26 protein-coding genes are annotated in these 22,774 nt (G+C 65.0%); 13 read left to right on the forward strand and 13 right to left on the reverse strand.

All coding sequences use genetic code 11. The features are described from left to right. Positions 1-100: 100 nt before the first annotated feature. Positions 101-445 carry a divalent-cation tolerance protein CutA gene (gene cutA / locus Q0X62_RS13555; protein WP_297736850.1) on the reverse strand — a complete coding sequence of 115 codons (345 nt, stop codon included), beginning with the start codon at positions 443-445 and terminating at the stop codon, positions 101-103. A 35-nt stretch (positions 446-480) separates the two neighbouring features. Here cutA and queC point away from each other — a divergent pair, with 35 nt between their 5' ends. After that, positions 481-1,212 (forward strand): 7-cyano-7-deazaguanine synthase QueC, encoded by a 732-nt coding sequence (queC, locus tag Q0X62_RS13560; protein WP_297736853.1) that lies wholly within the window; start codon positions 481-483, stop codon positions 1,210-1,212. Beyond that, positions 1,209-1,838, forward strand: coding sequence for a 7-carboxy-7-deazaguanine synthase (gene queE / locus Q0X62_RS13565; protein ID WP_297736856.1), 630 nt, complete (start codon positions 1,209-1,211; stop codon positions 1,836-1,838). The genes queC and queE overlap by 4 nt, the downstream gene beginning before the upstream one ends. Positions 1,839-1,851: 13 nt before the next feature. On the opposite strand, the gene Q0X62_RS13570 is transcribed toward queE, so the two are convergent. The 7 genes from Q0X62_RS13570 to Q0X62_RS13600 form a co-directional block, all read right to left on the reverse strand. After that, positions 1,852-2,406, reverse strand: coding sequence for a DUF3313 family protein (locus Q0X62_RS13570; protein ID WP_297736859.1), 555 nt, complete (start codon positions 2,404-2,406; stop codon positions 1,852-1,854). Positions 2,407-2,566: 160 nt separating this feature from the next. After that, on the reverse strand, positions 2,567-3,070 hold the full coding sequence (locus tag Q0X62_RS13575; RefSeq protein WP_297736862.1) for a hypothetical protein: 504 nt from the start codon (positions 3,068-3,070) through the stop codon (positions 2,567-2,569). 109 nt (positions 3,071-3,179) lie between these two features. Beyond that, positions 3,180-3,395, reverse strand: a complete 216-nt coding sequence (locus Q0X62_RS13580) for a hypothetical protein (RefSeq protein WP_297736865.1) — start codon at positions 3,393-3,395, stop codon at positions 3,180-3,182. Between the two features lie 90 nt (positions 3,396-3,485). After that, a complete protein-coding gene (locus Q0X62_RS13585; RefSeq protein WP_297736868.1) occupies positions 3,486-5,576 on the reverse strand; it encodes a glutamine amidotransferase in 2,091 nt (696 codons plus the stop codon). Next, positions 5,573-8,314 carry a DUF4159 domain-containing protein gene (locus tag Q0X62_RS13590; protein ID WP_297736871.1) on the reverse strand — a complete coding sequence of 914 codons (2,742 nt, stop codon included), beginning with the start codon at positions 8,312-8,314 and terminating at the stop codon, positions 5,573-5,575. Before Q0X62_RS13590 ends, Q0X62_RS13585 begins: the two co-directional genes overlap by 4 nt. 4 nt (positions 8,315-8,318) lie before the next feature. Then, entirely contained in the window at positions 8,319-9,215 is an 897-nt protein-coding gene (locus tag Q0X62_RS13595; protein WP_297736873.1) for a DUF58 domain-containing protein, read from the reverse strand. Between the two features lie 2 nt (positions 9,216-9,217). After that, complete coding sequence (locus Q0X62_RS13600) at positions 9,218-10,216, reverse strand: MoxR family ATPase (RefSeq protein ID WP_297736875.1); 999 nt, start codon at positions 10,214-10,216, stop codon at positions 9,218-9,220. A 111-nt stretch (positions 10,217-10,327) separates the two neighbouring features. Here Q0X62_RS13600 and Q0X62_RS13605 point away from each other — a divergent pair, with 111 nt between their 5' ends. From Q0X62_RS13605 to Q0X62_RS13620, 4 genes are read left to right on the forward strand one after another with little or no spacing between them, the layout of a single operon-like run. Next, entirely contained in the window at positions 10,328-10,882 is a 555-nt protein-coding gene (locus Q0X62_RS13605) for a DUF1285 domain-containing protein (RefSeq protein WP_297736877.1), read from the forward strand. After that, on the forward strand, positions 10,860-11,504 hold the full coding sequence (locus Q0X62_RS13610; RefSeq protein WP_297736878.1) for a CoA pyrophosphatase: 645 nt from the start codon (positions 10,860-10,862) through the stop codon (positions 11,502-11,504). Before Q0X62_RS13605 ends, Q0X62_RS13610 begins: the two co-directional genes overlap by 23 nt. 3 nt (positions 11,505-11,507) lie before the next feature. Then, positions 11,508-11,831, forward strand: a complete 324-nt coding sequence (locus Q0X62_RS13615) for a DUF6111 family protein (protein WP_297736881.1) — start codon at positions 11,508-11,510, stop codon at positions 11,829-11,831. Continuing rightward, the gene (locus tag Q0X62_RS13620; protein ID WP_297736883.1) at positions 11,828-13,069 is read left to right on the forward strand and encodes a CCA tRNA nucleotidyltransferase; all 1,242 of its coding nucleotides are present in this window, start codon (positions 11,828-11,830) and stop codon (positions 13,067-13,069) included. Before Q0X62_RS13615 ends, Q0X62_RS13620 begins: the two co-directional genes overlap by 4 nt. A 77-nt stretch (positions 13,070-13,146) precedes the next feature. On the opposite strand, the gene Q0X62_RS13625 is transcribed toward Q0X62_RS13620, so the two are convergent. The 5 genes from Q0X62_RS13625 to Q0X62_RS13645 form a co-directional block, all read right to left on the reverse strand. Beyond that, the gene (locus Q0X62_RS13625) at positions 13,147-13,860 is read right to left on the reverse strand and encodes a CPBP family intramembrane glutamic endopeptidase (RefSeq protein ID WP_297736885.1); all 714 of its coding nucleotides are present in this window, start codon (positions 13,858-13,860) and stop codon (positions 13,147-13,149) included. A 36-nt stretch (positions 13,861-13,896) separates the two neighbouring features. Next, positions 13,897-14,709 (reverse strand): AraC family transcriptional regulator, encoded by an 813-nt coding sequence (locus Q0X62_RS13630; protein ID WP_297736888.1) that lies wholly within the window; start codon positions 14,707-14,709, stop codon positions 13,897-13,899. 87 nt (positions 14,710-14,796) lie between these two features. Continuing rightward, a complete protein-coding gene (locus Q0X62_RS13635) occupies positions 14,797-15,249 on the reverse strand; it encodes a hypothetical protein (protein ID WP_297736891.1) in 453 nt (150 codons plus the stop codon). Between the two features lie 163 nt (positions 15,250-15,412). After that, positions 15,413-16,312, reverse strand: coding sequence for an oxygen-dependent coproporphyrinogen oxidase (gene hemF / locus Q0X62_RS13640; protein WP_297736893.1), 900 nt, complete (start codon positions 16,310-16,312; stop codon positions 15,413-15,415). Between the two features lie 200 nt (positions 16,313-16,512). After that, a complete protein-coding gene (locus Q0X62_RS13645; RefSeq protein ID WP_366946167.1) occupies positions 16,513-16,959 on the reverse strand; it encodes a tRNA (cytidine(34)-2'-O)-methyltransferase in 447 nt (148 codons plus the stop codon). Between the two features lie 189 nt (positions 16,960-17,148). Between Q0X62_RS13645 and petA the strand changes: the two genes are divergently transcribed. From petA to Q0X62_RS13680, 7 genes are all read left to right on the forward strand, one after another. Then, entirely contained in the window at positions 17,149-17,772 is a 624-nt protein-coding gene (gene petA, locus Q0X62_RS13650) for a ubiquinol-cytochrome c reductase iron-sulfur subunit (RefSeq protein ID WP_297736898.1), read from the forward strand. Beyond that, complete coding sequence (locus tag Q0X62_RS13655; RefSeq protein WP_297736901.1) at positions 17,769-19,055, forward strand: cytochrome b N-terminal domain-containing protein; 1,287 nt, start codon at positions 17,769-17,771, stop codon at positions 19,053-19,055. The genes petA and Q0X62_RS13655 overlap by 4 nt, the downstream gene beginning before the upstream one ends. Positions 19,056-19,069: 14 nt before the next feature. Beyond that, positions 19,070-19,879, forward strand: coding sequence for a cytochrome c1 (locus Q0X62_RS13660; protein ID WP_297736903.1), 810 nt, complete (start codon positions 19,070-19,072; stop codon positions 19,877-19,879). Between the two features lie 95 nt (positions 19,880-19,974). Next, positions 19,975-20,847: an S-methyl-5'-thioadenosine phosphorylase gene (locus Q0X62_RS13665; RefSeq protein ID WP_297736906.1), complete on the forward strand. Its 873-nt coding sequence runs from the start codon at positions 19,975-19,977 to the stop codon at positions 20,845-20,847. A gap of 57 nt (positions 20,848-20,904) precedes the next feature. Then, complete coding sequence (locus tag Q0X62_RS13670; RefSeq protein WP_297736908.1) at positions 20,905-21,648, forward strand: hypothetical protein; 744 nt, start codon at positions 20,905-20,907, stop codon at positions 21,646-21,648. 63 nt (positions 21,649-21,711) lie between these two features. Next, positions 21,712-22,110: a lysozyme inhibitor LprI family protein gene (locus Q0X62_RS13675; protein ID WP_297736910.1), complete on the forward strand. Its 399-nt coding sequence runs from the start codon at positions 21,712-21,714 to the stop codon at positions 22,108-22,110. A 1-nt stretch (position 22,111) separates the two neighbouring features. After that, positions 22,112-22,753 carry a glutathione S-transferase family protein gene (locus tag Q0X62_RS13680; protein ID WP_297736912.1) on the forward strand — a complete coding sequence of 214 codons (642 nt, stop codon included), beginning with the start codon at positions 22,112-22,114 and terminating at the stop codon, positions 22,751-22,753. The last annotated feature ends 21 nt before the right edge of the window (positions 22,754-22,774 follow it).

A 22,774-nucleotide genomic window follows, 5' to 3' on the forward strand; every position in this document is an offset into this window, starting at 1 on the left:
GGTTTCCATTCATTCAAGCGCTGGCGACAATGCCAATGCTTTCACGAATATTTCACACGAATTTGCGGCATAGCAGGCGGCTTCATGCCGAGCCGAAGTGTCAGCGCGGATCGCCTCGGCCAAGCCCGGTCTCGGAGGCGACCCAGTCAAGAAAGCCGGCGGCACTGCTCTCGGCATCGATTGGCAGGCCCAGGATCGCGGGTTCGTCATAGGGGTGGAGTTCGGTCAGGCGGGCGACCAGGGTCTCGGCGGCAGCCTGGCTGGTCTTGAACAGGGCGACGCATTCGCCTGCGGTTTCGATCTTGCCCTGCCAGCGATAGACGCTGGTCATGCCGGGCAGGAGATTGGCGCAGGCGCACAATCCTTCGGTGACGACAATGCCGGCAGCAGCCTGCGCGCTGTCGGCATCGGGCCAGGTCGTGTAGATCAGGCGTAGGCTGTGCATGGCCAAATTTCTCCCCATCGGTATATAAGCGCCGCATGAGCCAGACCTCCACCCCCGAAACCGCCAGCCAATCGGCCCTTGTCTTGTTTTCCGGTGGCCAGGATTCCGCGACCTGCCTGGCCTGGGCGCTGAACCGTTTCGGCCGGGTCGAGACGGTCGGCTTCGATTATGGCCAGCGACATCATGTCGAGATGGACGCCCGCCAGGCGGTCCGTGCCGGTGCGCAGCGCGGGTTTCCGACTTGGGGCGAGCGTCTGGGTGAGGACTTCGTCATTGACCTGTCCGGCTATGGCGCCATTGCCGAGAGCGCGCTGACGGCCGACCGCGCCATCGAGATGGAAGCCAGCGGCCTGCCCAGCACTTTCGTGCCGGGCCGCAATCTGGTTTTTCTCACCATTGCTTCGGCGCTGGCCTATCGGCGCGGACATGGTGTGCTGGTGGGCGGGATGTGCGAGACCGATTATTCCGGCTATCCCGATTGTCGGCGCGAGACGATCGACGCCATGCAGTCGGCGCTCGGCCTCGGTCTCGATACCGAGCTGAGCATCGCCACACCGCTGATGCATCTCGACAAGGCACAGACCTGGGCGCTCGCCGATGAGCTCGGCGGCTCGGCCCTGACCGGCCTGATCGAGGAGGCCAGCCATACCTGTTATCGCGGTGAACGCGGCACGCGGCATGATTGGGGCTATGGCTGTGATGATTGTCCCGCCTGCGAGCTGCGGGCGCGTGGCCATGCTGCCTGGAAGGCGGGGTTGCCGGCATGACCTACTCGGTGAAGGAACGCTTCCTGACGGTCCAGGGCGAAGGAGCCCAGTCAGGCCGCCCTGCGGTCTTTCTGCGCTTTGCCGGCTGCAATCTGTGGAGCGGGCGAGAGCAGGATCGGCACAAGGCGATCTGCAATTTCTGCGACACGGATTTTATCGGCATGGACGGTCCCGGCGGCGGGCGGTTCCAGACGCCGGAGGCGCTCGTCGAGGCGGTTGCCGAACTCTGGCCGGGCGGCGGGGCGCCGCTGGTTGTGTGCACGGGTGGCGAGCCGCTCCTGCAGCTGGATTCGCCGCTGATCGACGCCCTGCATGCGCGCGGCTTCGAGATTGCGGTGGAGACCAACGGTACACTCGCGGCCCCGGACGGGATCGACTGGATCACGGTCAGCCCGAAAGGCAAGGCGCCGGTCGTCCAGACCTCGGGCCATGAGCTCAAGCTTGTCTATCCGCAGCCGGAGCTTGATCCGTCTGCGTTTGAGGGCTGGGACTTCAAACGCTTCTCCCTGCAGCCCATGGACGGGCCGCGGATGATGGAGAATGCCCAGGCCGCTTTCGACTACTGCCTGGCGCACCCCAAATGGTCGCTTTCCCTGCAGACCCATAAATGGATCGGTGCGCCCTGATCCGGTTCCCCGGCTAGCTGCGCGGCATGGGGGCGGCGCCCAGGCTCTCGGCCAGCGCGGTCGAGAAGGCGTGGAAGGCCCGCCGTGTGTCCGTCCACACGCCATAGCCGGCCCCGTCGCCACTGTCCGGATTGAACCAGGCATAGGTGAAGGTGGCGACCAGACCGCCATCGGCATCGCGTAATTCAGCGTCCAGCGCAGCGCCGCCATTGGCGTGGGCAGAGTAGTGCGCGGTGTCCATGACCTGGATCTGGTTCATGGTCGGCCGGTTCGGCACGACATCGGTGATGGTCACGGTCAGCACGGTCTCCCGCGTGGCCACCCCATGCCAGTCAGCATCAATCAGGGCCCGCGACAGGTCATCGCGCAGATAGGTCGCCAGACGTGCCAGCTCGGCTTCGCCCAAACTGTCAGCCTTGGCCCGGACAAGATCGGAAAAACCGATCCGGCCAATCTCGATGGATCCGCTCGCCTCGCTTCGAAATTCGGCCTGGAAGGCGTCGCCATTCTGGGCGAGGGCCGGCGGGGTCAGGCAACACAACGCAAGTACACAAACGAGAGTACGCATTTCGGTCTCTCCTGGGTTCATGTCCCCCCTGCGATGGCATCAGCCTATCACATCTGCGTGAGCGGCATCAGGGGTGCCTTTGGTAATTCCTTGCTGCAGCACAATAAAAAACGGACGCACCTGCGAAGGCGCGTCCGTCTTGTCCGGAAATCCGATGTGATCAGGAGCCGGTGTCGGCCCGCTCATCAAGACTGTCGGAGACCTGGTCGGCAAAGCGCGAGAAGGTCCGCCGCGCATCGGTCCACTGGGCATAGCCGGTGACATCCTGGATATTCCAGCTTTGCCAGCCATAGCTGTAGGTTTCGAGAATCTCGCCATCGGCAGAGATGAGTTCCGCTTCGACTTCGGCGCCGCCGATCGAGATGGAAGAATGGTGCAGGGCGCGCGTGCCGCTCATCTGCGCCATGGTCGGGCGGTTGGGCTGTGCGTTGAGAATCGTCGCGTTGAGCGTATAGCCGCCTTCACCCATCTGGTCGCGGAGCTCGCGCTCCAGCGCAGTGCGCAGATAGCCGGACAGGCGCTCGAGTTCGCGCTCACCAAAGTCCTCTGCGTTTTCAATAAGTTCCGGTCCATAGGCAATCTCGCCAATGGTCACGGGCTGGTCCGCCAGCGACGGGGTGGACAGGGCACCCAGTGCCAGAATGGCCGTCATCGTGCGCAACATAACGCGCCTCCTTGATACGTCTACAAGCAGTCCCTCAAGGCGGAGTGTATCAGTATCAGGGGGTGGTTGAGAAGGCGCTGGCACGCGAAAGCGCGCGCCTGTGCGTCATTTAGTCGTGATCATGATCATGATCGTGGTCATCATCGTCATCACCCGGGGTGACGACATCGATGGCGGCGCCGCCGACGGCGGCCGTGGTGCGGACCGCAGCGCCCGCCGTACCGACGGCAACATCGGTTGCGAGCGCGGCTGCGCCGATGACGAGGCAGCCCGACAGGGCCGGAGCGAGGCCGAGAATGGTGATCAGGGTCAGAATGCGGCGCATGGGTGTCTCCGGTTCAATTGACCCCGTCATGCCAGAGAAGGTGTTTCCGCATGGTGAATGCGGTCTTCACCGTGACAGTGGCGTCAGGTCTCAGCGTCCTTCACGCCACCAGCCCAGACCCAGCATGGCCGCGATCAGCAACACCATGAGCAGGCCGGGCAGAAGCGGTATACGGGTCGAGGCCCGAACGACATAGCGTTCATTGCGCTGCAGACCGAGCCAGGAGCGCCCGGCCTGATCGGCGGACGCCCGGGTCCGGCGCAGGCCTGGCAGATTGGCATTGGGACCGTCGCCAATGGCAAAGAGACCACCACCCGTGACATCGACGAAAGGATCGAGCACATCCGCATTGGGACGCAGATCGGCGTATTCCAGCGGATTGATCGGACCCAGGGCGGCCACTGTCGTCAGATCGCCGGAGCGCAGGCGCACAAGGCCGGAACCGCTGGCCGGGACACGGGCGGCGAAATGGCCCGGCTCGCCTTCGGTCTCGGTCATGGTGACCACATCCTGCCGGCCATCGGGCCAGGTCAGTTGCAAGGGCGGTGGCGTATCGGACAGGGTGACCCGGTCGACCTGGAGTTCGCCATCGGTGGCAAAGGCGGTGAGGCGTTCCTCGTCGAGCTCCGGTTCGCGCATCAGCCAGTGGGCGACGCGGCGGAACATCTCCGCATAGGGGCCGCCGCCTTCAAAACCGCGCGACCAGAGCCAGGTCTGATCCGACATCACGATCGCCGCGCGCCCCTGGCCCGAGCGCTGCACCACGAGGAGCGGGTCGCCATCCGGCGTCTCCAACAGGGTCTCTCCACCCAGGGCCGTGCCGTGGATATGGCGCAGCCAGCGACCCCATTGCGGGCTCTCCCCGCCACCGGCCAGACCGGCCGTGACCGGATGGCGAAGACCGGTATCGGTCGGCTCCGGTGTGAAGGGCGCATCGGTGATATAGCCGGTCGGGCGCACCGGCAGGACAGCAGCCAACGGCGTGCGATAGAGGCTCGGCGGCCCGGCAAAGGGCGGACCGGCGGTGACCAGCAGCGCGCCGCCATTCTCCACATAGCGCGAGATATAGTCGAAATAGAGCGGCGGCATGATGTTGCGACGGCGATAGCGGTCGAAGATCACCAGGTCGAATTCGCTCAGGCGCTCGACGAAGAGTTCCTGCACCGGGAAGCCGATCAGGGCCAGCTCGTCGACCGGAGTCGAGTCACGACGGTCCGGCGGCCTCAGAATGGTGAAATGGACCAGATCCACGGACGGATCGGATTTCAAAAGGTCACGCCAGGCGCGCGCGCCATTATGCGGCTCGCCGGTGACCAGCAGAACACGCAGGCGATCGCGCACGCCGGACACGGAAACGGCGGCGCGGTTATTGATCAGGGAGAGTTCCTGCGGGCCGGCCTCGACCTCGGCCTCGATCACATTCTGTCCGCGGCGTTCAACCGGGACTTCGACCCGGGTCGAGCGACCGATCGGGATGGGATAAACCTGCGGGTCGCCGCCCTCAAAGCGGAACGCGACCGAGGCGGTGCCCTGCACGGCGTCATCCTCGACGCGGATCACGAAGGCCACGGTCTGGCCGACAATGCCGTAGCGCGGCGCTTCCTCGATCACCAGGCGGCGATCCCCGGCAGAACGGTCGCCGGTCATCACATGGTGGATCGGCGCATCGACATTCAGCGCATCCGTGTCGATCGGGGCGTCATGGATCTGCCCGTCAGTGACCAGGACAACACCGGCCAGCCGGTCCGGCGGCGCCGAGGCCAGGGCGGCATTGACCCCGTCAAACAGCATGGTGCCGTCAGCCGTTTCACCAGCCTCGACCTCGATCAGGTCGAGCATCGGGTCATTCTCGGCTTCCTGGCGCAGGGCTTCGGCCATTTCCTCGGACGCTTCGCGGCGCCCGCCGACGGTCATCGAGGCGGAGGTATCGGTGACCAGCACGGCCACATCGGGCAGCGGGTCGCGTTCCTCTTCCACCAGGGAGGGATTGGCCAGGACGAGGGCGATCATCAACACGCCCAGGGAGCGCCAGATCCAACCTGACATTTTCTGCAGGCCGCCGATCGCAATCGCCAACAGGGCGATTCCGGCCAGACCGCCAATCACCGACCAGGGCAGGAGCGGGGCAAAATCAAGCGCCGAGACCGTCGCGCCGAGGGGCAGGCTCTGGGAGACGGTCATTGGCCGAGCCTTTCCAGGATATCGGGCACATGGACCTGATCCGCCTTGTAGTTTCCGGTCAGCGCATACATGGCGATATTGACGCCGAAGCGGATCGCCAGCTCACGCTGGCGTGCGCCGCCTTCAATGGGTGCGGCTGCACCGCCGCCAGCGCCGCGTGCCCAGGCCGTGGCCCAGTCATGCGAACCAATGATCACGCCGGAGGTGCCGTCACGGGAGGCGCCATCGGGATTGGCCTCGACCCAAACCGGCGAGCCGGTGAACCGGCCGGGGAATTCCTGTAGCAGGTAGAAGGCGCGCGTCAGGACATGGTCGGTCGGGATTTGTGACAGGGCCGGGACATCGATGCTGTCGAGCACATTGACCAGGCCGGGATGCGGGGCGCCCGCGCGCAGCATGGCGATATCGGCGTCCTGCGTGTCAAAGACGATCAGCCCGCCGGCAGCCAGGTAATTGGCGACGCGGCGCGAGGCTTCCGGGCTCAGCGGGCCGGCATCCCGGGTGACGGGCCAGTAGAGCATCGGGAAGAAGATCAGCTCATCCGTGTTCACATTCACGGCCAGGGGCGGTTCCGGTTCCATGGCGCTGCGCCGGAATATCTCCTGCGACAGACCGGTCAGACCGTCCTCGCTGCGCGTATCGATCGCGTTGTCGCCGGTGGTGACATAGCCAAAGCGCAAGGTCAGCGCGGCCTGCAGCATCTCGTCGCTCAGCTCGACCCGCTCCGGCGTTGTGTCCTGCGCCTGGACTGGCGGTGCTGCGGCCAGCGGCAGAAGGCCAAGCGCGAGCAGGGCCGCCGCGGTCGCGGCGCCGAACCGTGCGGGCAGGCGACCGGCGAGCCCCAGTGCGATCAAGACGTCCAGGGCGAGCATGACGAGGGCCGCCGCCAGCAGCCAGGCGTCGAAATGCTGGGCGCGGGGACCGTCGAGGCTGGCGAAACGAGCGCCGGGAAGGTCGCGGGGCAGGGGCTCCATGCGGGTATCTGTTCCGATGACATTGAGGGCTGAGGCTGCCGAGCCAAGCCGGTATAGACCGGGAGGGGCGACCGGAGAAACGATTGTGGTGTCGAAGGCGGCAGCGGGAACCGGACGTGCGCTCACCGGTGCCGAGACCAGCTGGCCGCGGGCGTCAAGTGCCTGGTCGAGCACCCAGGCGCCATTGCCGGGCACGGCAGCATTGCCACCCTGCGACAGGCCCATCAGGCGCTGCAGCATGCGGGGGAAGAGGCCGGACAGTGGCAGGTCGGACCAGTCCGGACTGGCCGTGACATGGAAGAGGACAATCCAGCCGCGGGCGCGGCGTTCGGCGGTGACCAGCGGCGTGCCGTCTTCGAGACGGGCCCAGACCCGGTCCGGCGTGGCGCTGCCCGGCTGAGCCAGGACCTGACGGTCAATGGTGGCGGAATTGTCGGCGGGCAAGCCGGCAAAGGGTGAGGTATCCGGGAAACTGGCGATGCGTTGCGGTTCATCCCAGTTCAGCGATCCGCCGAAAAGGCGTCCGCCTTCGCGCAGGATGACCGGCAGGAGATCATCGCCCTGGGCGGCCAGGCGCGGGCCGGCAAAACGGATCAGCACGCCGCCCTCATTGACGAAGTCGACAATGCGTTGATCGTCGGAGCGGGCGCTGTCTGTCATCACCAGCACCGAGACATCCTCGGCCAGCAGGGCATCGAGATCGCCATCGATCAGCTGGGCATGCGGACCAAGCGCGCTGCGCACATAGTGGAGATCGGAGAGGAGGGGCTGCCCTTCATCGCTTTCCAGCGTGATCAGTCCGACCCGCGGGCGCTGCCATTGATCACCCAGCAGGCGGATCGAGGCGGCCGAGCTGCTGCCATTCAGGCGCAGGCTGGCTATGCGATTGCGCAAATCGAGCGGCAGGCTGATATCGGCACTAGCCACCCCTTCACCGGCGGCAAATTGCAGATCGGTACGGGCGATGGCGCGGCCATCACTGCCAAGAGCGGTCACGGCGACGGTGCGCGGGAAATCGCCGCCAGCGCGCAGGACAGAGACGGTCAGCCCATCAGCCGCCGGTTCCGGCGCAGCGAGACCCAGCGGGGCTCGCCCGGCATCGGGTTCGATCACGGTGAGATCACCCAGCGCATCCAGGGCGCGCGAGAGCTCGGCCGCATCGCGGCTGTCGACACCATCACTCAGCCAGGTCACGGCCATGGGCGCACTCAGCGCGCCTTCAGCGCGTGCAGCATTGAGGCGTTCGGCCGTGGCCCCGCGATCGGCGGGCCAGGGCTGGGGTTCGGCGGTTTCCAGCTGGCGGCGGGCACTGTCGGCATTGCCGGGACGCAGGGCGGGCATGGCCTGTCCGGTCGGGGCCGTGGTGATCAGGGTCACCGGTCGACCTTCGCGCTCGGCCTCGTTGATCAGGCGCTCGGCTTCCTGCCGCATGTCATTCCAGGCGGCGGCGCTGGCCCAGCCGCTGTCCATGACGATCAGGGCCGGACGGGTCTCTTCCTCGACGCTGGGCGGCGTCCAGACCGGACGCGCCAGGGCGATAATGACCAGGGCGGCGATCAGGAGGCGGAAAAGGATCAGCCACCAGGGCGCATGCTGCGGGGTCTCGGCATCATCCGGCGCGCCGAGCAGCAGGCGCAGCGGCGGAAAGATGGCGCGTTTGGGCGCTGGCGGCGTGGCGCGCAGGAGCAGCCACAGGAGTGGCAGGGTCAAAAGACCGGCCAGCGCCAGCGGGGCGCCGAAGGAGAGGGGGCCGAGAGCAAACATCAGGTCAGACATCCCTCGCGAGGGCGCGGAACAGGGCGAGTACGGCGCTGGTCGCCGGACGATCAGTGCGGTGGGTCACCAGCGTCCAGCCGTATTGACGGGCCAGGTCGGCGAGGCGTTCGCCATGTTCGGCCCAGCGTTTGCGGTAGGCCGAGCGGGCTTCCTCGGCACGTCCGAAGAGAAGGCTTTCACCGCCACCCGGGTGTTCAAACCGCGTGCGGCCTGCGTAAGGGAAATCCTCTTCCGCCGGATCAACGACGCGCAGGAGGACGCCATGCGCCTCCATGGCCGCAAAGCGCGACAGGCGCGAGGCCCAGGTCTCGATCGGGTCGAGGAAATCGCTGGCCAGCACGACACGGCCAAAGCGGGAAATATTGGGCGCTTCGACCGCCGAGGCATCACCGGGACCCAGCGCCAGGCGGCGCGAGGCGCGCTCCAGGCCGAGGGCACCGGTACGGGCAATGGCGGACTCACCGAGTACACTGACGCGTTCACCGCCTTGGGTCAGCAGGGCCGCAACCGCGATCTGGCAGACAGCCGCGCGGTCAATCTTTGCGCCATGATTGCGGCTCGAGGCATAGCGCATGGAGGCCGAGCCATCGCGCCACAGCCAGACCGTGCTGGCCGCTTCCCATTCATTCTGACGCACGAAGAGCTGGTCGGAACGGGCTGACTGGCGCCAGTCAATCGCCTGACGTCCATCCTCGGGGCGGTGATGCCGATATTGCCAGAATGTCTCGCCAATGCCGGAGCGGCGCCGTCCGTGCACACCCTGGGCGACGGTCGCGGCAATGCGATCCGCTTCGGCCAGCAGGGCGGGCAGGCTGGCGGCCGCGTCTTCGCCTGCATGGCGGAGCGCGACGACCCTTGCCTCATCCTGGCGATTGGCGCCCTGGCTCATGATCAGGCGGCCCGGTCGGCCAGCGATTTGATCAGGCCTTCCAGCGTGTGACCGTCAGCGCGGGCCGCGAAGGAGAGCGCCATGCGGTGTTTCAGCACTGGCTCGGCCAGCGCCGCAACGTCTTCGGTCGACGGGGCGAGGCGGCCTTGCAGGAGCGCGCGGGCGCGGCAGGCGAGCATCAGGGCTTGTCCGGCGCGTGGCCCCGGACCCCAAGAGACGCCCTCCCGCACTTCCGGCACATCGGAATCTTCCGGGCGGGCCAGGCGCAACAGGTCGAGAATGGATTCCAGCACCCGCTCGCCGACGGGCAGGCGACGGACCAAGGCCTGGAGTTTGAGAATCTCCTCGGCGTCCAGCACCGAGACCGATTCGGCCGTATCGGCACCGGTCGTCGCCAGCAGGACGGCGCGCTCGGCCTCGCGGGACGGGTAGGGCACGTCGACGCGCAGCAGGAAGCGGTCAAGCTGGGCTTCGGGCAGCGGATAGGTGCCTTCCTGCTCGATCGGGTTCTGGGTCGCGAGAACGTGGAAGGGCTTTGGCAGGTCGTGACGCTCGCCGGCGACGGTGACATGGCCTTCCTGCATGGCTTGCAGCAGGGCGGCCTGGGTGCGCGGGCTGGCGCGGTTGATCTCGTCAGCCATCAGCAGGCGACAGAAGATCGGGCCGGGCAGGAAGCGGAAATGACGCTTTCCGTCATCGCCTTCCTCGAGCATTTCCGAGCCGAGGATATCGGCCGGCATCAGATCCGGCGTAAACTGGATACGCTTGGTGTCGATCCCGGTCGCGACCGCAATCGTTTCCACCAGGCGGGTCTTGGCCAGGCCGGGCGCGCCAACGAGCAGGGTATGCCCGCCGGACAGCATCGCGGTGAGGCAGAGCTCGACTTCGTTTTCCAGGCCGTAAATCACGCGACCGATGGATTCCTTGACCGCCTTGAGGCGATCCGTCGCGGCGTCGGCTTCAGCAATCAGCTCTGCACCGGGTTCATTCATCTCGGTCATCGTCCTACATTCCTTTCCGATACAGACCCGATATAGGCCAGTTGGCGCGACGCAGCATGGCGTTGCGCAGATAAGGTGTCCATGCCCTCGAACGCGCAATCCCGTGATCCAATGCAGTCACTGCTCAAGGCAGCTCGCGAAGCCGGAACCGGCCTGCCGCCGGTCGAGCGCTGGCATCCCGAATATTGCGGGGAGATGGACCTCGTCATCAAGCGGGACGGGTCATGGTGGCATGAAGGTGTGCGCATCACGCGGGACCGTCTTATACGGCTGTTTGCCACAATCTTGCGGAAAGATGACGACGGCATTCATTATCTCGTGACGCCGGTTGAGAAAATCGGCATCGAGGTGGAGGTCGCGCCCTTCCTGGCGGTGCGAGTCGACGCGGTTGGCGAAGGCCGCGAGCAGTCGCTGATTTTTACTACCAATATGGATGAATTGACCGAAGCAGGACCTGACCATCCGATCTCGGTATCGATTGACCCGGTAACCGGTGAGCCGACACCGCTGGTACATGTTCGCGGCAAACTGGAAGCGCTGATGACACGGCCGGTCTTTTACGAGTTGGCGGAGCGCGCCGTCGAGCATGACGGCAAGACCGGTGTGTGGAGCGGCGGCGTTTTCTACCCGCTCGGTGATGATGATGGCGACGACGGCGATGCGTGAGGCCGAGACGCTGGTCGCCCATTTGCGCGACCGGCTCGACCCGATCGATGCCCCGCCCGAGCGGCCGCGCTTCGGTGATGCCGATCTCAATGGTGACGCGCCCGTTCCGCCGGAACTCGCCGATGTGGAAATTCGCGATGCGGCTGTGATTGCGCCGCTCATCCTGCATGACGGCCCGCCGCGTCTGCTATTGACCGAGCGAGCCTCGCATCTGCCGCGCCATGCCGGCCAGATCAGCTTTCCCGGCGGCCGGATCGATGCCGGCGGCGAGACCGCAGCCCAGGCGGCGGTGCGCGAGCTGGAGGAAGAGGTCGGGATTGGCGGGCATCATGTCGAGCTGATCGGTCGCTTCGACAGCTATGCCACGGTGACCGGCTATCACGTCACGCCCTTTGTCGGCGTGATCAAACCAGGCTTTACCTTGCGTCCGGACCCGGGCGAGGTCGCGGATGTCTTCGAGACACCCTTTGACTTCCTCATGGATCCGGCCAATCACCAACGCCACTCGCGTGAATGGCAGGGCCATGTCCGACACTATTATGCGATGCCCTGGGAGGGGCGTTATATCTGGGGGGCGACAGCGGGCATGCTGAAATCCCTGCACGACAGGCTATATGGTTGAATCATGATCCGCATCACGCTCATTGAAATTGCCTCCTTCCTGCTGCCCTTCGCCTTGTTCATGATCTGGCAGCGGCTCTCCTCGGGCAGACCGGACGCCGGTCGCCTGCCAACTTTGCGCCTGGCTGCGGCCGGTGCCGGCCTGGCCGTGATCATGATGCTGGTGCTCGTCGTCTTCGACGCCAGCCGTGCCGGTCATGCCGGCGAGCGTTATGTCCCGCCGCAGAACATCGATGGCCGGATCGTGCCGGGCCATTTCGTGCCGGCCGAGGAAGACGAGACGGCAGGCGATATCGAGCCGACGCCCGGAGATGACGACCCGCAATGACGGCCACAAGGCTCGACCCGGCTCACCATGACTGGATGAGGGCCGCGCCGACCCGCAAGGTCATGGCGGCCCTCGACGCCGCGGACCTGGGCGAGTCACGCTTTGTCGGCGGATGTGTGCGCAATGCGCTGCTGGGCGCACCGGTGGCCGATATTGATATCGCCACCCAGCTCGATCCCGACCAGGTCATTGCCGCGGCCCGGGCCGCCGGTCTCAAACCGGTCCCGACTGGCAAGGCCCATGGCACGATTACCGTGGTGGCCGATGGCCAACCTTTTGAAGTCACCACATTGCGCCGGGATGTCGCCACCGATGGCCGCCGCGCCGTGGTCGCCTTCACACTAGACTGGGCCGAGGACGCGCAGCGCCGCGATTTCCGGCTCAATGCACTTTATGCCGATGCTGCGGGTGTCGTGCATGACCCGACCGGCGGTCTCGCCGACCTGCCGGATCGGCGCTTTGTGTTCGTCGGCGAGGCGGGTGACCGGATCTGCGAAGACTATCTGCGCATCCTGCGCCTGTTCCGCTTCGAGGCCTGGTATGGCAGCGGCTCACCGGACGCAAACGCGCTCGAAGCGGTGCGTGCACACGCGCAGGGTCTGCATAAATTATCCGCCGAGCGAGTGTGGTCCGAACTGAAAAAACTCCTGTCCGCACCTGATCCGCGGGCGGTCCTTAAGGTGATGCGCGATTTCGGCCTACTGGAAATGATGCTCGGAGTGAACGGATCATTAAGAGTCCTGGGCGGTATCATTGCGCAAGATGTAGACTACGGATTAGCGCCCGATTCGATGCTCAGATTTGCGGCGCTCGCCGATGGCGGACCGGAAAGGATCAGGACCATGGCAGCCAAGATGAAAATGTCGAACGCGGAAGCCCGTCGCCTCCAGGGCGCCGTCGACCCCTCGGCCCGGGACGACGTGACCGAGGCTTTCTCCGATCTCCAGGCCGCGGAACGTGCGCTGATGAAGCTCGGCGCCCGTGCCTTTGAAGACCAGGTCCGCCTCCAGGCGGCCGGCGAGGTGGCTCCGCCGCCGCGCGACTGGCAATTGCTCGCCAGATTTGCCCGCGAGTGGCAAGAGCCGGAATTCCCGGTCAAGGGCGGCGATCTCATCCTTCTGGGCTATGAGCCCGGCCCGATGCTCGGCGACGCGCTGGACGAGCTCAAGGCGCTGTGGATTGCCGACCGGTTCGAACCCACCAAGGACGAGCTGATCGCCAAGTTGAAGACGCACTAGGCCGTCAGCGCCAGCCTTCACAGATAAAAACCCCGGCCTCACTGCCGGGGTTTTTTCTTGGCCGGAACTGATCCCTGTCAGATATCCAGATCCAGATACATGGCCGTGAAGCCGAGCGTATCGACCGCGCCGTGGGCGAGGATGTTTGGCCACAGATTGCGCTTGTTGGCGAGGTAGAGTGCGCCCAGGGCAAGGCCGATCAGGCCCGTCACCACAAATCCGCGGAAACCTTGATAATAGGCATGCACGGCACCGAAGATGAGGGCCGGGATCAGGATGGCGATGAAGCTGGCCCAGCGGGCATTGGGCAGAAAGCGGCCGACCCGGTCGATCAGATAGCCGCGAAAGAAGATTTCCTCGCCAAAGGCGGCACTGGTCCAGATGATGGCCAGCCACATCAGGTAAACCGGCAGATTGCCCTCGACATTGCCCCAACGGGCTTCCACGCCCTCCGGCGTCTCATCGACATTCCAGGCCCCCAGGGCATCGCCGAGATAGGCGGCGCCGGCTCCGATACCGATGATCACGATCACGCCCAGAAGGGCCTGCGGCAGGATCAGCGGGCCGGACCACCAGTGGCGCAGTTTGCGAAAGCCGAGATTGGCCCAGCTCTCCTTCCGGAAATAGCTGATGAGGGCAATGGTGGTGATCGTGCAGCCCATCGAGAACGGGCCGGCGAAGCGCCAGTCGACCTGGTCGAACAGGGCCTTCGAGCCGGTCATCACGATCGCCACCAGGACGAGTTCGATGAGCAGCTCGATCCGGCTGCGATGGGACGGGGTGAGAGACATGGGGCATTTCCTTCAACGCGGCCGCCTGGTTGGCGGTCAGTGAAGGACAGGGTGGCGATGTGTCGGGATGGGGTCTTGTATGATCGTGCGGGCGAACTGGCCGGGCGTGATGCCATAGGCGGCCTTGAAATGGCGGCTCATATGGGCCTGGTCGACAAAGCCGGCATCCTGCGCCGCGTCCGCCAGGCGGTCGCCGTCGGCAATGGCCTGGCGGACCTGATCGAGGCGGCGCTGGGTCAAGTATCGCGCCGGGCTGGTTCCGCGCAGGGCGCGAAAATCCCGGCTCAATTGCCAGCGATCCATTCCGGTCAGGGCCTCCAGCTCGGCCAGTGAAACGCCACGCTGGCTGTGGCAGCGGATATGTGCGCAAGCGGCCTCGACGACGGCCCGGCTGACCGGGCTCGTCGCACTGGGTGCGTCACTGACGCCGTCCAGCGCCAGCGCCAGGTCGATGAGCGCGCTTTCGGACTGCAGGTTATCGCTCAACGGCGCAGGTTCCAGCAGGGCGCGAACGGCCCGCATCAGTGCGGGGTCGCGGCTGACCCCGCCGGGCAGGAAGGGCAGTCCGCCTCCGGGCCGGTATTGTGCGAGCGTTTCCGGCAGAATGCTCAGCCCGGCATAGCCGAAACCGCCCGTATCGCCGGGACGACCGTCATGCAGCTCATCGGGATGCAGGACGACCACGGCGCCGGGCTGGGAACGGCGGGTCGCTCCGCGATAGTCAAAGTCCTGAACGCCGCGTGTGGTCAAGGCGAAGACATAGGTGTCATGGCGATGCGGCGCGAAGGCTGTCGCGACGATGTCGGCGCGAAAACGCTGGAAGGGCTGGGAAATCTGGGTCTGGGGCACGACGGGCTCGCCTCTTGGCTTCACCCGTTTGATGCGGCCCGATCCGCTATTGGATGCGGGCTGTCTGTGATTGCTCGCGCCGGCCGATCACCCGATCAGGCCGGACGCGGTCTGATAGGCCTGGCTGGCGCGCTGCGAGATGTCAGCTTTGTCGGCGGTGCCGCCCAGCGCGTCGCGGATGCGCTGCTGGATTTCCATCTCGATACGCTCGCGCTCCTCCTCGGGCAGGGAGGCCAGGGAGTCCTCACTCAAGCCTTCCCGCTCCAGATATTGCGCCCGGATGCGTTCTGCCGGCGTCATGTTGGCCCAGCGGAGGAATTCGGTGACGGCGACGGATTCCTCTGTCGACAAGGCCTTGGAGGCGGGTTCGGCCGGCGTCGGGCGTGGGTTTGCAGCGGGTTTCGCATCGGTCTCGGCCGCCGAATATTGGCGCGCGGCTGCCGTGGAAGTCCGGACCTCTTCGGGGCGGACCGCCTCGGGGCGGGATGTCGCGGTGAGAAACGGGTTTGCGCCCGTCGGGCCGATACCGGCAATACTCATTGTCTGACGCCTTGCTACAAACTCACAACCAGTGGGCTGCAACCCGGATGCCAGCTCAACGCGCTGAGATCGCCTGCTATTTCGTGATCTGTTGGGGCCGGCCCCGGCGGGGAATTGCCGGGGGCTCAACCTTGCCGGGCAGGAAGTGCCCGGTTTGCCCGGCTTACGGCCACTTCGCTTCTGGCGGCATGGACGACAGGATGGACTTCACATTGCCACCCGTCTCCAGGCCGAACTTGGTGCCCCGGTCGTGCAGGAGATTGAACTCGGCGTAGCGGCCGCGCCGGATCAACTGTTCCTCGCGGTCTTCGGCGGTCCAGCTTTCGCCCATCCGGCCGCGGACGATTTTCGGATAAATGTCCAGGAACGCCCGGCCCACATCGCGGGTAAAGGCGAAATCGGCATCCCAGTCGCCGGTATTGTGGCGGTCGTAGAAAATTCCGCCAATCCCACGCGGTTCATCGCGGTGGGGCAGGTAGAAATATTCGTCGCACCATTTCTTGAAGCGGGCGTGGAAATCCTCGCCATGCGCGTCGCAGGCCGTCTTGCAGGCGGCATGGAAGGCCTTCGCGTCCGGATGGTTCTGGGTCCGGGCGCTGTCGAGCACGGGGGTGAGGTCCATGCCGCCGCCAAACCACCACTCGGTTGTGGTGATGAAGCGCGTATTCATGTGCACGGCCGGCACTTTGGGCGACCACATATGGGCGATCAGCGAGATCCCGGTGGCGAAGAAGCGCGGATCCTCGGCCGCGCCCGGGATTTGCTGGCGGAATTGTTCGGAGAATTCGCCTTGCACCGCCGAGACATGCACGCCGACCTTTTCGAACAGGCGCCCGCGCATGATCGCCATGGTCCCGCCGCCCTCATCCTTCGACCCGTCACCACGGGTCCAGGCTTCGCGTTCGAATGTGCCGGCCTCGCGGGGATAGAGCTGATCGGGGGCCTCGTGTTCGAGGGCTTCGAATTCGGCGCAAATCTGATCGCGCAGGTCTTCAAACCAGCATTGCGCGCTTTCGCGCTGGATATCGGTGGCGGCGGCGGCGGGGGCGGATGTGTGTGTCATGCGGCGATGTTTAGCGCAGCAGGTCAGGAGGGCAAGCGCGGCGGTATGTGCCCTCCCTTTGTCATCCCTGACGGACGCCCCGCGCAGGCGGGGCGGAGATCAGGGACCCAGGTGTTCGAGCATGTAGGTCCCCGCCTTGCGTCCGGCCTGCGCCGGACATTCAGCGGGGATGACAAGGTTTGGTGCGGTCGGCGGCAGGTTCACCAAAGCTGCCGCGACGCCTCCGCCAGGGCGATTCCCGCGGAGACCGTCACATTCAGCGAGCGCATGCCCTCGCGAATCGGAATCCGGACGCGACATTCCGCCGCGTCATGGACATCATCGGGAACACCGGCGCTTTCGCGACCGAAAAGCAGTCGGTCGTCTGCTCTGAATGAAAAATTCCACAGCTCTCCGGCGCCCTTTGTCGTGAACAGGACGAGGCGGCCCGAAGCGGCTTCTGCACTTGCCTGATAGGCGTTCCACGAGGCGTGACGCACCGGTTGAATGGCCGCCTTGTAGTCCATGGCGGCGCGCCGAATCCCCTTGTCCGTCAGGGGAAAGGCGCAGGGTTCGATGACGTCGAGTTCCGCCCCGAAACAGGCTGCAACCCGCATCGCTGCCCCCAGGTTTTGCGGAATATCCGGTTGAAAAAATACGATCCGCATTCTAAGCCGCGCTGAGACTGGACCCAACTGCATGCATGCGGCATTGCGCCACCTACTGGTCAGTGCGTCCGGGAGTAGTTTATACCGCGTCAAAGCCCGCATGTGCGGGCACGTCAAGTGAGACGTGGTTTTTCTGGGGCAGGGCCCGCATCCCGCGGTCCCGTAATGGATAAGAGAAGAGGTCGGCTCGTGACGGAAGAGAACGGCGCGCCCGGTGCAGACGGTCAGGAACCGTCCCGCCGCGACTTCATCTATATCGCTGCTGGCGGCGCGGCCGCTGTTGGTGGCGGTCTCGTGGCTTGGCCGTTCATCGATCAGATGAATCCCGCAGCGGATACGCTCGCGCTGGGATCCATCCGGGTCGATGTCTCGGTGGTAGCGGTCGGATCGGAAATCACCGTCATGTGGCGCGGTGGTCCGGTCTTTATCCGTCACCGCACCGAGGAAGAGATTGCCGAGGCCCAGTCGGTCGAGCTCAACGCTCTGCCCGACGAAGAGGCCCGCAATGACAATCTGCCGGCCGGCACGCCGGGTACGGACGCCAACCGCGTCCTGCGCCCGGAATTCCTGATCGTGAAGGGCAATTGCACCCATCTGGGCTGTGTGCCGCTCGGTCTGGGCGCCAATACCGGCGATTATGATGGCTGGTACTGCCCGTGCCACGGATCGCATTACGATACCTCGGCCCGCATCCGTCGCGGACCGGCACCGGAAAACCTCCCGGTCCCCGACTACTTCTTTGAGACCGAGACAACCGTGAAAATCGGTCTGTCACCTGAAGAAGCCTCTAACTCCGGGTGGGCTGTATCATGAGCGGACCTTCGACCTACAATCCGTCGACCGGCATCGAGAAATGGCTCGATGAGCGTCTCCCGATCATCCGCCTCGGCTATGACAGCTTTGTCGACTTCCCGACGCCGCGGAATCTGAACTACTGGTGGACGTTTGGCGGTATTCTCGCCGTCTTCCTGATGATCCAGATCATCTCCGGCATCGTCCTGGCCATGCACTATGTGGCGCACGAAGATTATGCCTTCGAGAGCGTCCAGCGCATCACCCGCGACGTGCCGTTCGGCTGGCTGATCCAGTCCATGCACGCCAATGGCGCCAGCTTCTTCTTCGTGGCGGTCTACCTGCACATGTTCCGGGGTCTCTATTACGGCTCCTACAAGGCGCCGCGCGAGATCCTGTGGATCCTCGGTGTCGTGATCTATCTCCTGATGATGGCAACCGGCTTCATGGGCTATGTCCTGCCCTGGGGTCAGATGTCCTATTGGGGCGCGATGGTGATCACCAATCTGGTTGGTGCCTTGCCCTTTATCGGTGAAGCCATCCGCGAATGGCTGTGGGGCGGCTTCTCGGTCGGCCAGGCCACGCTGAACCGCTTCTTCTCGCTGCATTACCTGCTGCCCTTCGTGATCGCGGCCGTTGTCGGCCTGCACATCTGGGCGCTGCACGTGCCGGGCAATGGCAATCCGGTCGGCCTCGAGGCTCGCAAGGGCAAGGACAACAAGAAGGACACGCTGCCCTTCCACCCGTACTACACGGTGAAGGACGGCTTCGCGATCATCGTCTATCTGATGGTTTTCGCGGTCTTCGTCTTCTTCCTGCCGACCGTGCTGGGCCATGCCGACAACTATATCGAGGCAGACCCGCTGGTGACCCCGGCGCATATCGTTCCGGAATGGTATTACCTGCCTTTCTACGCGATCCTGCGTGCCATCACCTTCGACATCGGTCCCATCGACGCCAAGCTTGGCGGTGTGCTGGCCATGTTCGGCGCCATCGGCATCCTGTTCGTCCTGCCCTGGCTGGACACCTCCAAGGTGCGCTCGATGCGCTACCGTCCGCTGACGCGCTGGTTCTTCATCTTCTTCGTGGTGGCAGCACTCGGCCTCGGCTGGTGCGGCGCCAAGAACCCGGATGATTTCGTGATGGGGATTGAGGGCTTCAAATTCCTCTATCTCGGTCAGTTCCTGACCTTCTACTATTTCGCCTACTTCATCGTCGTTCTGCCGGTGTTGGGCATCATTGAAAAACCCAAGGAGCGTCCGGCCTCGATCGAAGCCGCGGTTCTTGGAACGGACAAGGCCTGAGGGGAGCGACGATCATGAAGATGACCCGCATTTTCGCCGCCGCCATTGCGGCCCTTGGCTTCGCTGGCACAGCGGCCGCCTTCGAGGGCGACCAGCACACGCCGCACGCGCACCACTGGCATCATGACGGCCCGTTTGGCACCTATGACCGCCAGGCCGTCCAGCGTGGCTACCAGATCTACCAGGAGGTTTGCGCCTCCTGTCACTCCATGGACCTGATGCGTTTCCGCAATCTGGCCCAGCCGGGTGGGCCGTTCGAGGAGGAAGCCTTTCCGAACCCGAACGACAATCCGATCGTGATGCAGATCGCGGCCAGCTATACCCGCGTCTGGGACATGGATGAGGTCAATGAGGACGGTGATCCGGTGGAACGTCCGGGCCTGCCGTCCGACCCCTTCCCGGCACCCTTCGACAATGCGCAGCAGGCCCGTGCCTCCAATGGCGGCGCCTACCCGCCGGACCTGTCGCTGATCGTCAAGGCCCGTGGCCATGGCGAGAATTACATCTACGCCCTGCTGACCGGATATGAGGAGGCGCCTGCCGACTCGCACCTGGCGCCGGGTCAGTATTACAACCCGTACTTCCCGGGCGGCGCCATCGCCATGGCTCCGCCGCTGGCAGACGGCATCATCGAGTATGCCGACGGGACGGAAGCCTCCGTCGAGCAGATGGCCGAGGATGTCACGACCTTCCTCAGCTGGGCCGGTGACCCGCATATGGAGAAGCGCAAGCAGATGGGTGTGATGGTGCTCATCTACCTGCTGATCTTCGCGATTCTCGTCTATCTGGCCTATCGCCAGATCTGGTCGAATGTGAAGCACTAGGCTTTACGGCTCGACGACATGATTTGAAGGGCCGCGGACCTAGTCTGCGGCCCTTTTCGTTTCCGGCTGGCACCGGCGCTCAAGGGGCAATGACCATGACGACCTGGACACTCGGCATCATCGGTGGCTCGGGCCTCTATGCGCTTGACGGGCTCAGCGATGTCCGCACGGACACCATCGAGACCCCATGGGGCGCTCCGTCCGCACCGCTGACCCGCGGTCATCTCAACGGGATCGAGCTGGTCTTCCTGCCGCGCCATGGCGCCGGGCATGCCATCCCGCCGTCGGAGATACCCTTTCGCGCCAATATCGCGGCGCTGAAAATGGCCGGCTGCACCGACCTTCTCTCCATCTCCGCCTGTGGATCGCTGCGGGAGGATTTGCCGCCGGGCCAATTCGTCATGGTCGACCAGTATGTCGACCGCACGGTGGGGCGCCAGCGCTCCTTCTTCGGGACGGGCTGTGTCGCCCATGTGCCGATGGCACAGCCGGTCTGTTCGCGCCTGGCCGGTCTGGCCGCCGAAGCCGGTGAGGCGGAGGCTGTGCCGGTCACCCGCGGCGGCACCTATCTGGCGATGGAAGGGCCGCAATTTTCCACCCGTGCCGAGAGCGAGCTGTATCGGCAATGGGGGATGGATGTGATCGGCATGACCAACATGCCCGAGGCCCGTCTGGCCCGCGAGGCCGAGCTGCCCTATGCCTCCATCGCCATGGTCACCGATTATGATTGCTGGCGCGATGTCGGCGAAAGTGTTGACGTCGCCACGGTACTGGCCGTGATGAAGTCGAACACCATCGCCGCCAAACGCCTGCTCGCGCGGCTGGCCGCCACACTCGCGCAGACACCGCGAACGCCGGCGCCGGGCGGGATCGAGACCTGTCTCGATTCGGCCATCATCACCCCGCCGACGGCCCGTGACCCAATCCTGGTGAAGCGGTTGCAGGCCATCGCTGGCCGGGTGCTCTGATCGCGCCTCACGGGCATTTCACTGGACCGGTGCCGGGCGCAGTGCTTGGATGGCATCATGTTGATCCGCCTGCTGTTCCTGATTGCCGCCAGCCTGGCGCTTGTCGTGCCTGCTTCCGTCCAGGCGGCTGACCGCCTATCCTTCATGCCGCTCGACCCGGACAGTTTCGCCGATAGTCGCAATGGCGTCGTGCGCCTGTTTTGTGAGGACCCGACGAATGGTCATGCCTATGTCAGTCGGGCCGTATTGCTGGATGTATCGGGCGCGCGTGGCGATCATGACGTCCTGCTCGCCGCGCGTCACGGCGTGACCGGTCAAGGCGGCGAGCGTCAATGCCGGGTCTATGGCGAGGACGAAGAGACCGGCCGGATCATCGAAATGGTCCTCGCCCCGCAGGACCCGCGCGAGGACAATGAATTCGGCGAGGACTGGGCAATCCTGAGAACCGCCGGACGGCTGCCCGCCGGCATCACGCGCCTGCAGGCGGCCGGTGCCGGTCCCGGCATCACGGGCGGCCTGACGATGGTCAATCGGGTCATGGACAATCGCGCCTGCCGCGTCGAGCGGATCGAGCACTGGGCCGATGAGCGTCTCATCGTGCATACCTGTCCTTCGCGTCCGGGCCTGTCCGGCTCGCCCATGGTGACCATGATCAAGGGCGTGCCGCATGTGGTCGGCTTGCACGTCGGTCAATATGTGATGTTGCAGGAGGATAGTCGCCGCTACGGCGTCGCCCGACGCTTGTCGGACCACTTTCTTGAAACGCTGATCAGCTTCATCGAGGCGGATACAGCGCGCTGATCCCTGCCCCCTTTCCCCGTCCGCAGGCCTCGTCCATAACAGGGCTCCAATGGGGAGTGGGACATGTTTGTGATTTCCGGAATTTATCTCGCCGCCATGGCGGTTCAGGACCTGACTTTCCCAACGCCGCGTCCGGCCGTGGAGTGTGCGGCCCATCTGACCAATTGGAATGCCCGCCGCAATTGCCTGCGTGACCTGCTGGACACGGCCGAGGACCGGCTCGACACCGCCGCCGAGGCGGCGCGCACGGAAGCCGAGGCCGTCGACGCCGATTCCGGCGGGCGCTTCGGCGCTCTTGAAGCCTTCGATGCGGCCCAGTCCGCCTGGACGACCTATCGCGACGCCGAATGCACGCGCCGCTCAGCGGCGATGTTCCTGTCCGAGGCCTCGCGTGAGGAAATCACCCTGGATTGCCAAATCAGCCTGACCCGGGCCCGCGCCGACGAGCTCGCGGAGCGCTGAGGTGGAGACGCCGATCCTCTATATCGGCAATCGCCGCTTCTCCAGCTGGTCGCTGCGCGCCTGGCTGGTGATGAAGAAGGCGGGCCTGGCCTTTGACGAGACGCTTGTACCGCTCAACCAGGCGGATACCCGGCAGGCCCTCTCGGCGATCTCGCCGGGCGGGACGGTGCCAGCGCTGCACACCCGCAATGCGGTGATCTGGGACTCCCTGGCGATCTGCGAATGGGCGGCCGAACAGGCGCCGGAACTCTGGCCGGTCCATGAAGGTCAGCGCGGCCGCGCCCGGTCGGCGGTCGCCATGATGCATGCCGGTTTCATGGCCCTTCGCGAGACTTGTCCGATGGATCTGTGCCGGTCGCCCTCGGCGATTATGCTGACTGATGCCACCCAGCTGGATATCGCCAGGCTCCAGGCCCTCTGGCATGATGTCAAAAGCGTCGATGGTCCCTGGTTGTTCGGGCGCTGGAGCATTGCCGACGCCGTCTTCACGCCGGTTGCGGCGCGTTTTTATGCCTATGACATTCCCCTGCACGCTGAGGCGCAAGCCTATTGCGACACGCTGCTGGCCGATGAAGACTATCGCGTCTGGCACCAGGCCGCCCAGGCCGAGACTTTCGCCAACCCGTATGACAACCCGATCTAGCGCGAGACCGAGACTGAACCC

The sequence above is a fragment of the uncultured Maricaulis sp. genome, from assembly GCF_947259345.1.
Classification (GTDB): Bacteria; Pseudomonadota; Alphaproteobacteria; order Caulobacterales; family Maricaulaceae; genus Maricaulis.

Bases quoted from the DNA above. Each gene is read 5' to 3' on its own strand.
- hemF (WP_297736893.1), bottom strand. From the start codon at position 16,312: ATGACACACACATCCGCCCCCGCCGCCGCCGCCACCGATATCCAGCGC.
- Q0X62_RS13600 (WP_297736875.1), bottom strand. From the start codon at position 10,216: ATGACCGAGATGAATGAACCCGGTGCAGAGCTGATTGCTGAAGCCGAC.
- Q0X62_RS13625 (WP_297736885.1), bottom strand. From the start codon at position 13,860: ATGTCTCTCACCCCGTCCCATCGCAGCCGGATCGAGCTGCTCATCGAA.
- Q0X62_RS13595 (WP_297736873.1), bottom strand. From the start codon at position 9,215: ATGAGCCAGGGCGCCAATCGCCAGGATGAGGCAAGGGTCGTCGCGCTC.
- Q0X62_RS13660 (WP_297736903.1), top strand. From the start codon at position 19,070: ATGAAGATGACCCGCATTTTCGCCGCCGCCATTGCGGCCCTTGGCTTC.
- Q0X62_RS13635 (WP_297736891.1), bottom strand. From the start codon at position 15,249: ATGAGTATTGCCGGTATCGGCCCGACGGGCGCAAACCCGTTTCTCACC.
- Q0X62_RS13585 (WP_297736868.1), bottom strand. From the start codon at position 5,576: ATGACCGTCTCCCAGAGCCTGCCCCTCGGCGCGACGGTCTCGGCGCTT.
- Q0X62_RS13675 (WP_297736910.1), top strand. From the start codon at position 21,712: ATGTTTGTGATTTCCGGAATTTATCTCGCCGCCATGGCGGTTCAGGAC.
- Q0X62_RS13645 (WP_366946167.1), bottom strand. From the start codon at position 16,959: ATGCGGATCGTATTTTTTCAACCGGATATTCCGCAAAACCTGGGGGCA.
- Q0X62_RS13665 (WP_297736906.1), top strand. From the start codon at position 19,975: ATGACGACCTGGACACTCGGCATCATCGGTGGCTCGGGCCTCTATGCG.
- Q0X62_RS13670 (WP_297736908.1), top strand. From the start codon at position 20,905: ATGTTGATCCGCCTGCTGTTCCTGATTGCCGCCAGCCTGGCGCTTGTC.
- cutA (WP_297736850.1), bottom strand. From the start codon at position 445: ATGCACAGCCTACGCCTGATCTACACGACCTGGCCCGATGCCGACAGC.
- Q0X62_RS13590 (WP_297736871.1), bottom strand. From the start codon at position 8,314: ATGTTTGCTCTCGGCCCCCTCTCCTTCGGCGCCCCGCTGGCGCTGGCC.
- Q0X62_RS13575 (WP_297736862.1), bottom strand. From the start codon at position 3,070: ATGTTGCGCACGATGACGGCCATTCTGGCACTGGGTGCCCTGTCCACC.
- queC (WP_297736853.1), top strand. From the start codon at position 481: ATGAGCCAGACCTCCACCCCCGAAACCGCCAGCCAATCGGCCCTTGTC.
- Q0X62_RS13610 (WP_297736878.1), top strand. From the start codon at position 10,860: ATGGCGACGACGGCGATGCGTGAGGCCGAGACGCTGGTCGCCCATTTG.
- Q0X62_RS13615 (WP_297736881.1), top strand. From the start codon at position 11,508: ATGATCCGCATCACGCTCATTGAAATTGCCTCCTTCCTGCTGCCCTTC.
- Q0X62_RS13605 (WP_297736877.1), top strand. From the start codon at position 10,328: ATGCAGTCACTGCTCAAGGCAGCTCGCGAAGCCGGAACCGGCCTGCCG.
- Q0X62_RS13570 (WP_297736859.1), bottom strand. From the start codon at position 2,406: ATGCGTACTCTCGTTTGTGTACTTGCGTTGTGTTGCCTGACCCCGCCG.
- queE (WP_297736856.1), top strand. From the start codon at position 1,209: ATGACCTACTCGGTGAAGGAACGCTTCCTGACGGTCCAGGGCGAAGGA.
- Q0X62_RS13620 (WP_297736883.1), top strand. From the start codon at position 11,828: ATGACGGCCACAAGGCTCGACCCGGCTCACCATGACTGGATGAGGGCC.
- Q0X62_RS13655 (WP_297736901.1), top strand. From the start codon at position 17,769: ATGAGCGGACCTTCGACCTACAATCCGTCGACCGGCATCGAGAAATGG.
- Q0X62_RS13580 (WP_297736865.1), bottom strand. From the start codon at position 3,395: ATGCGCCGCATTCTGACCCTGATCACCATTCTCGGCCTCGCTCCGGCC.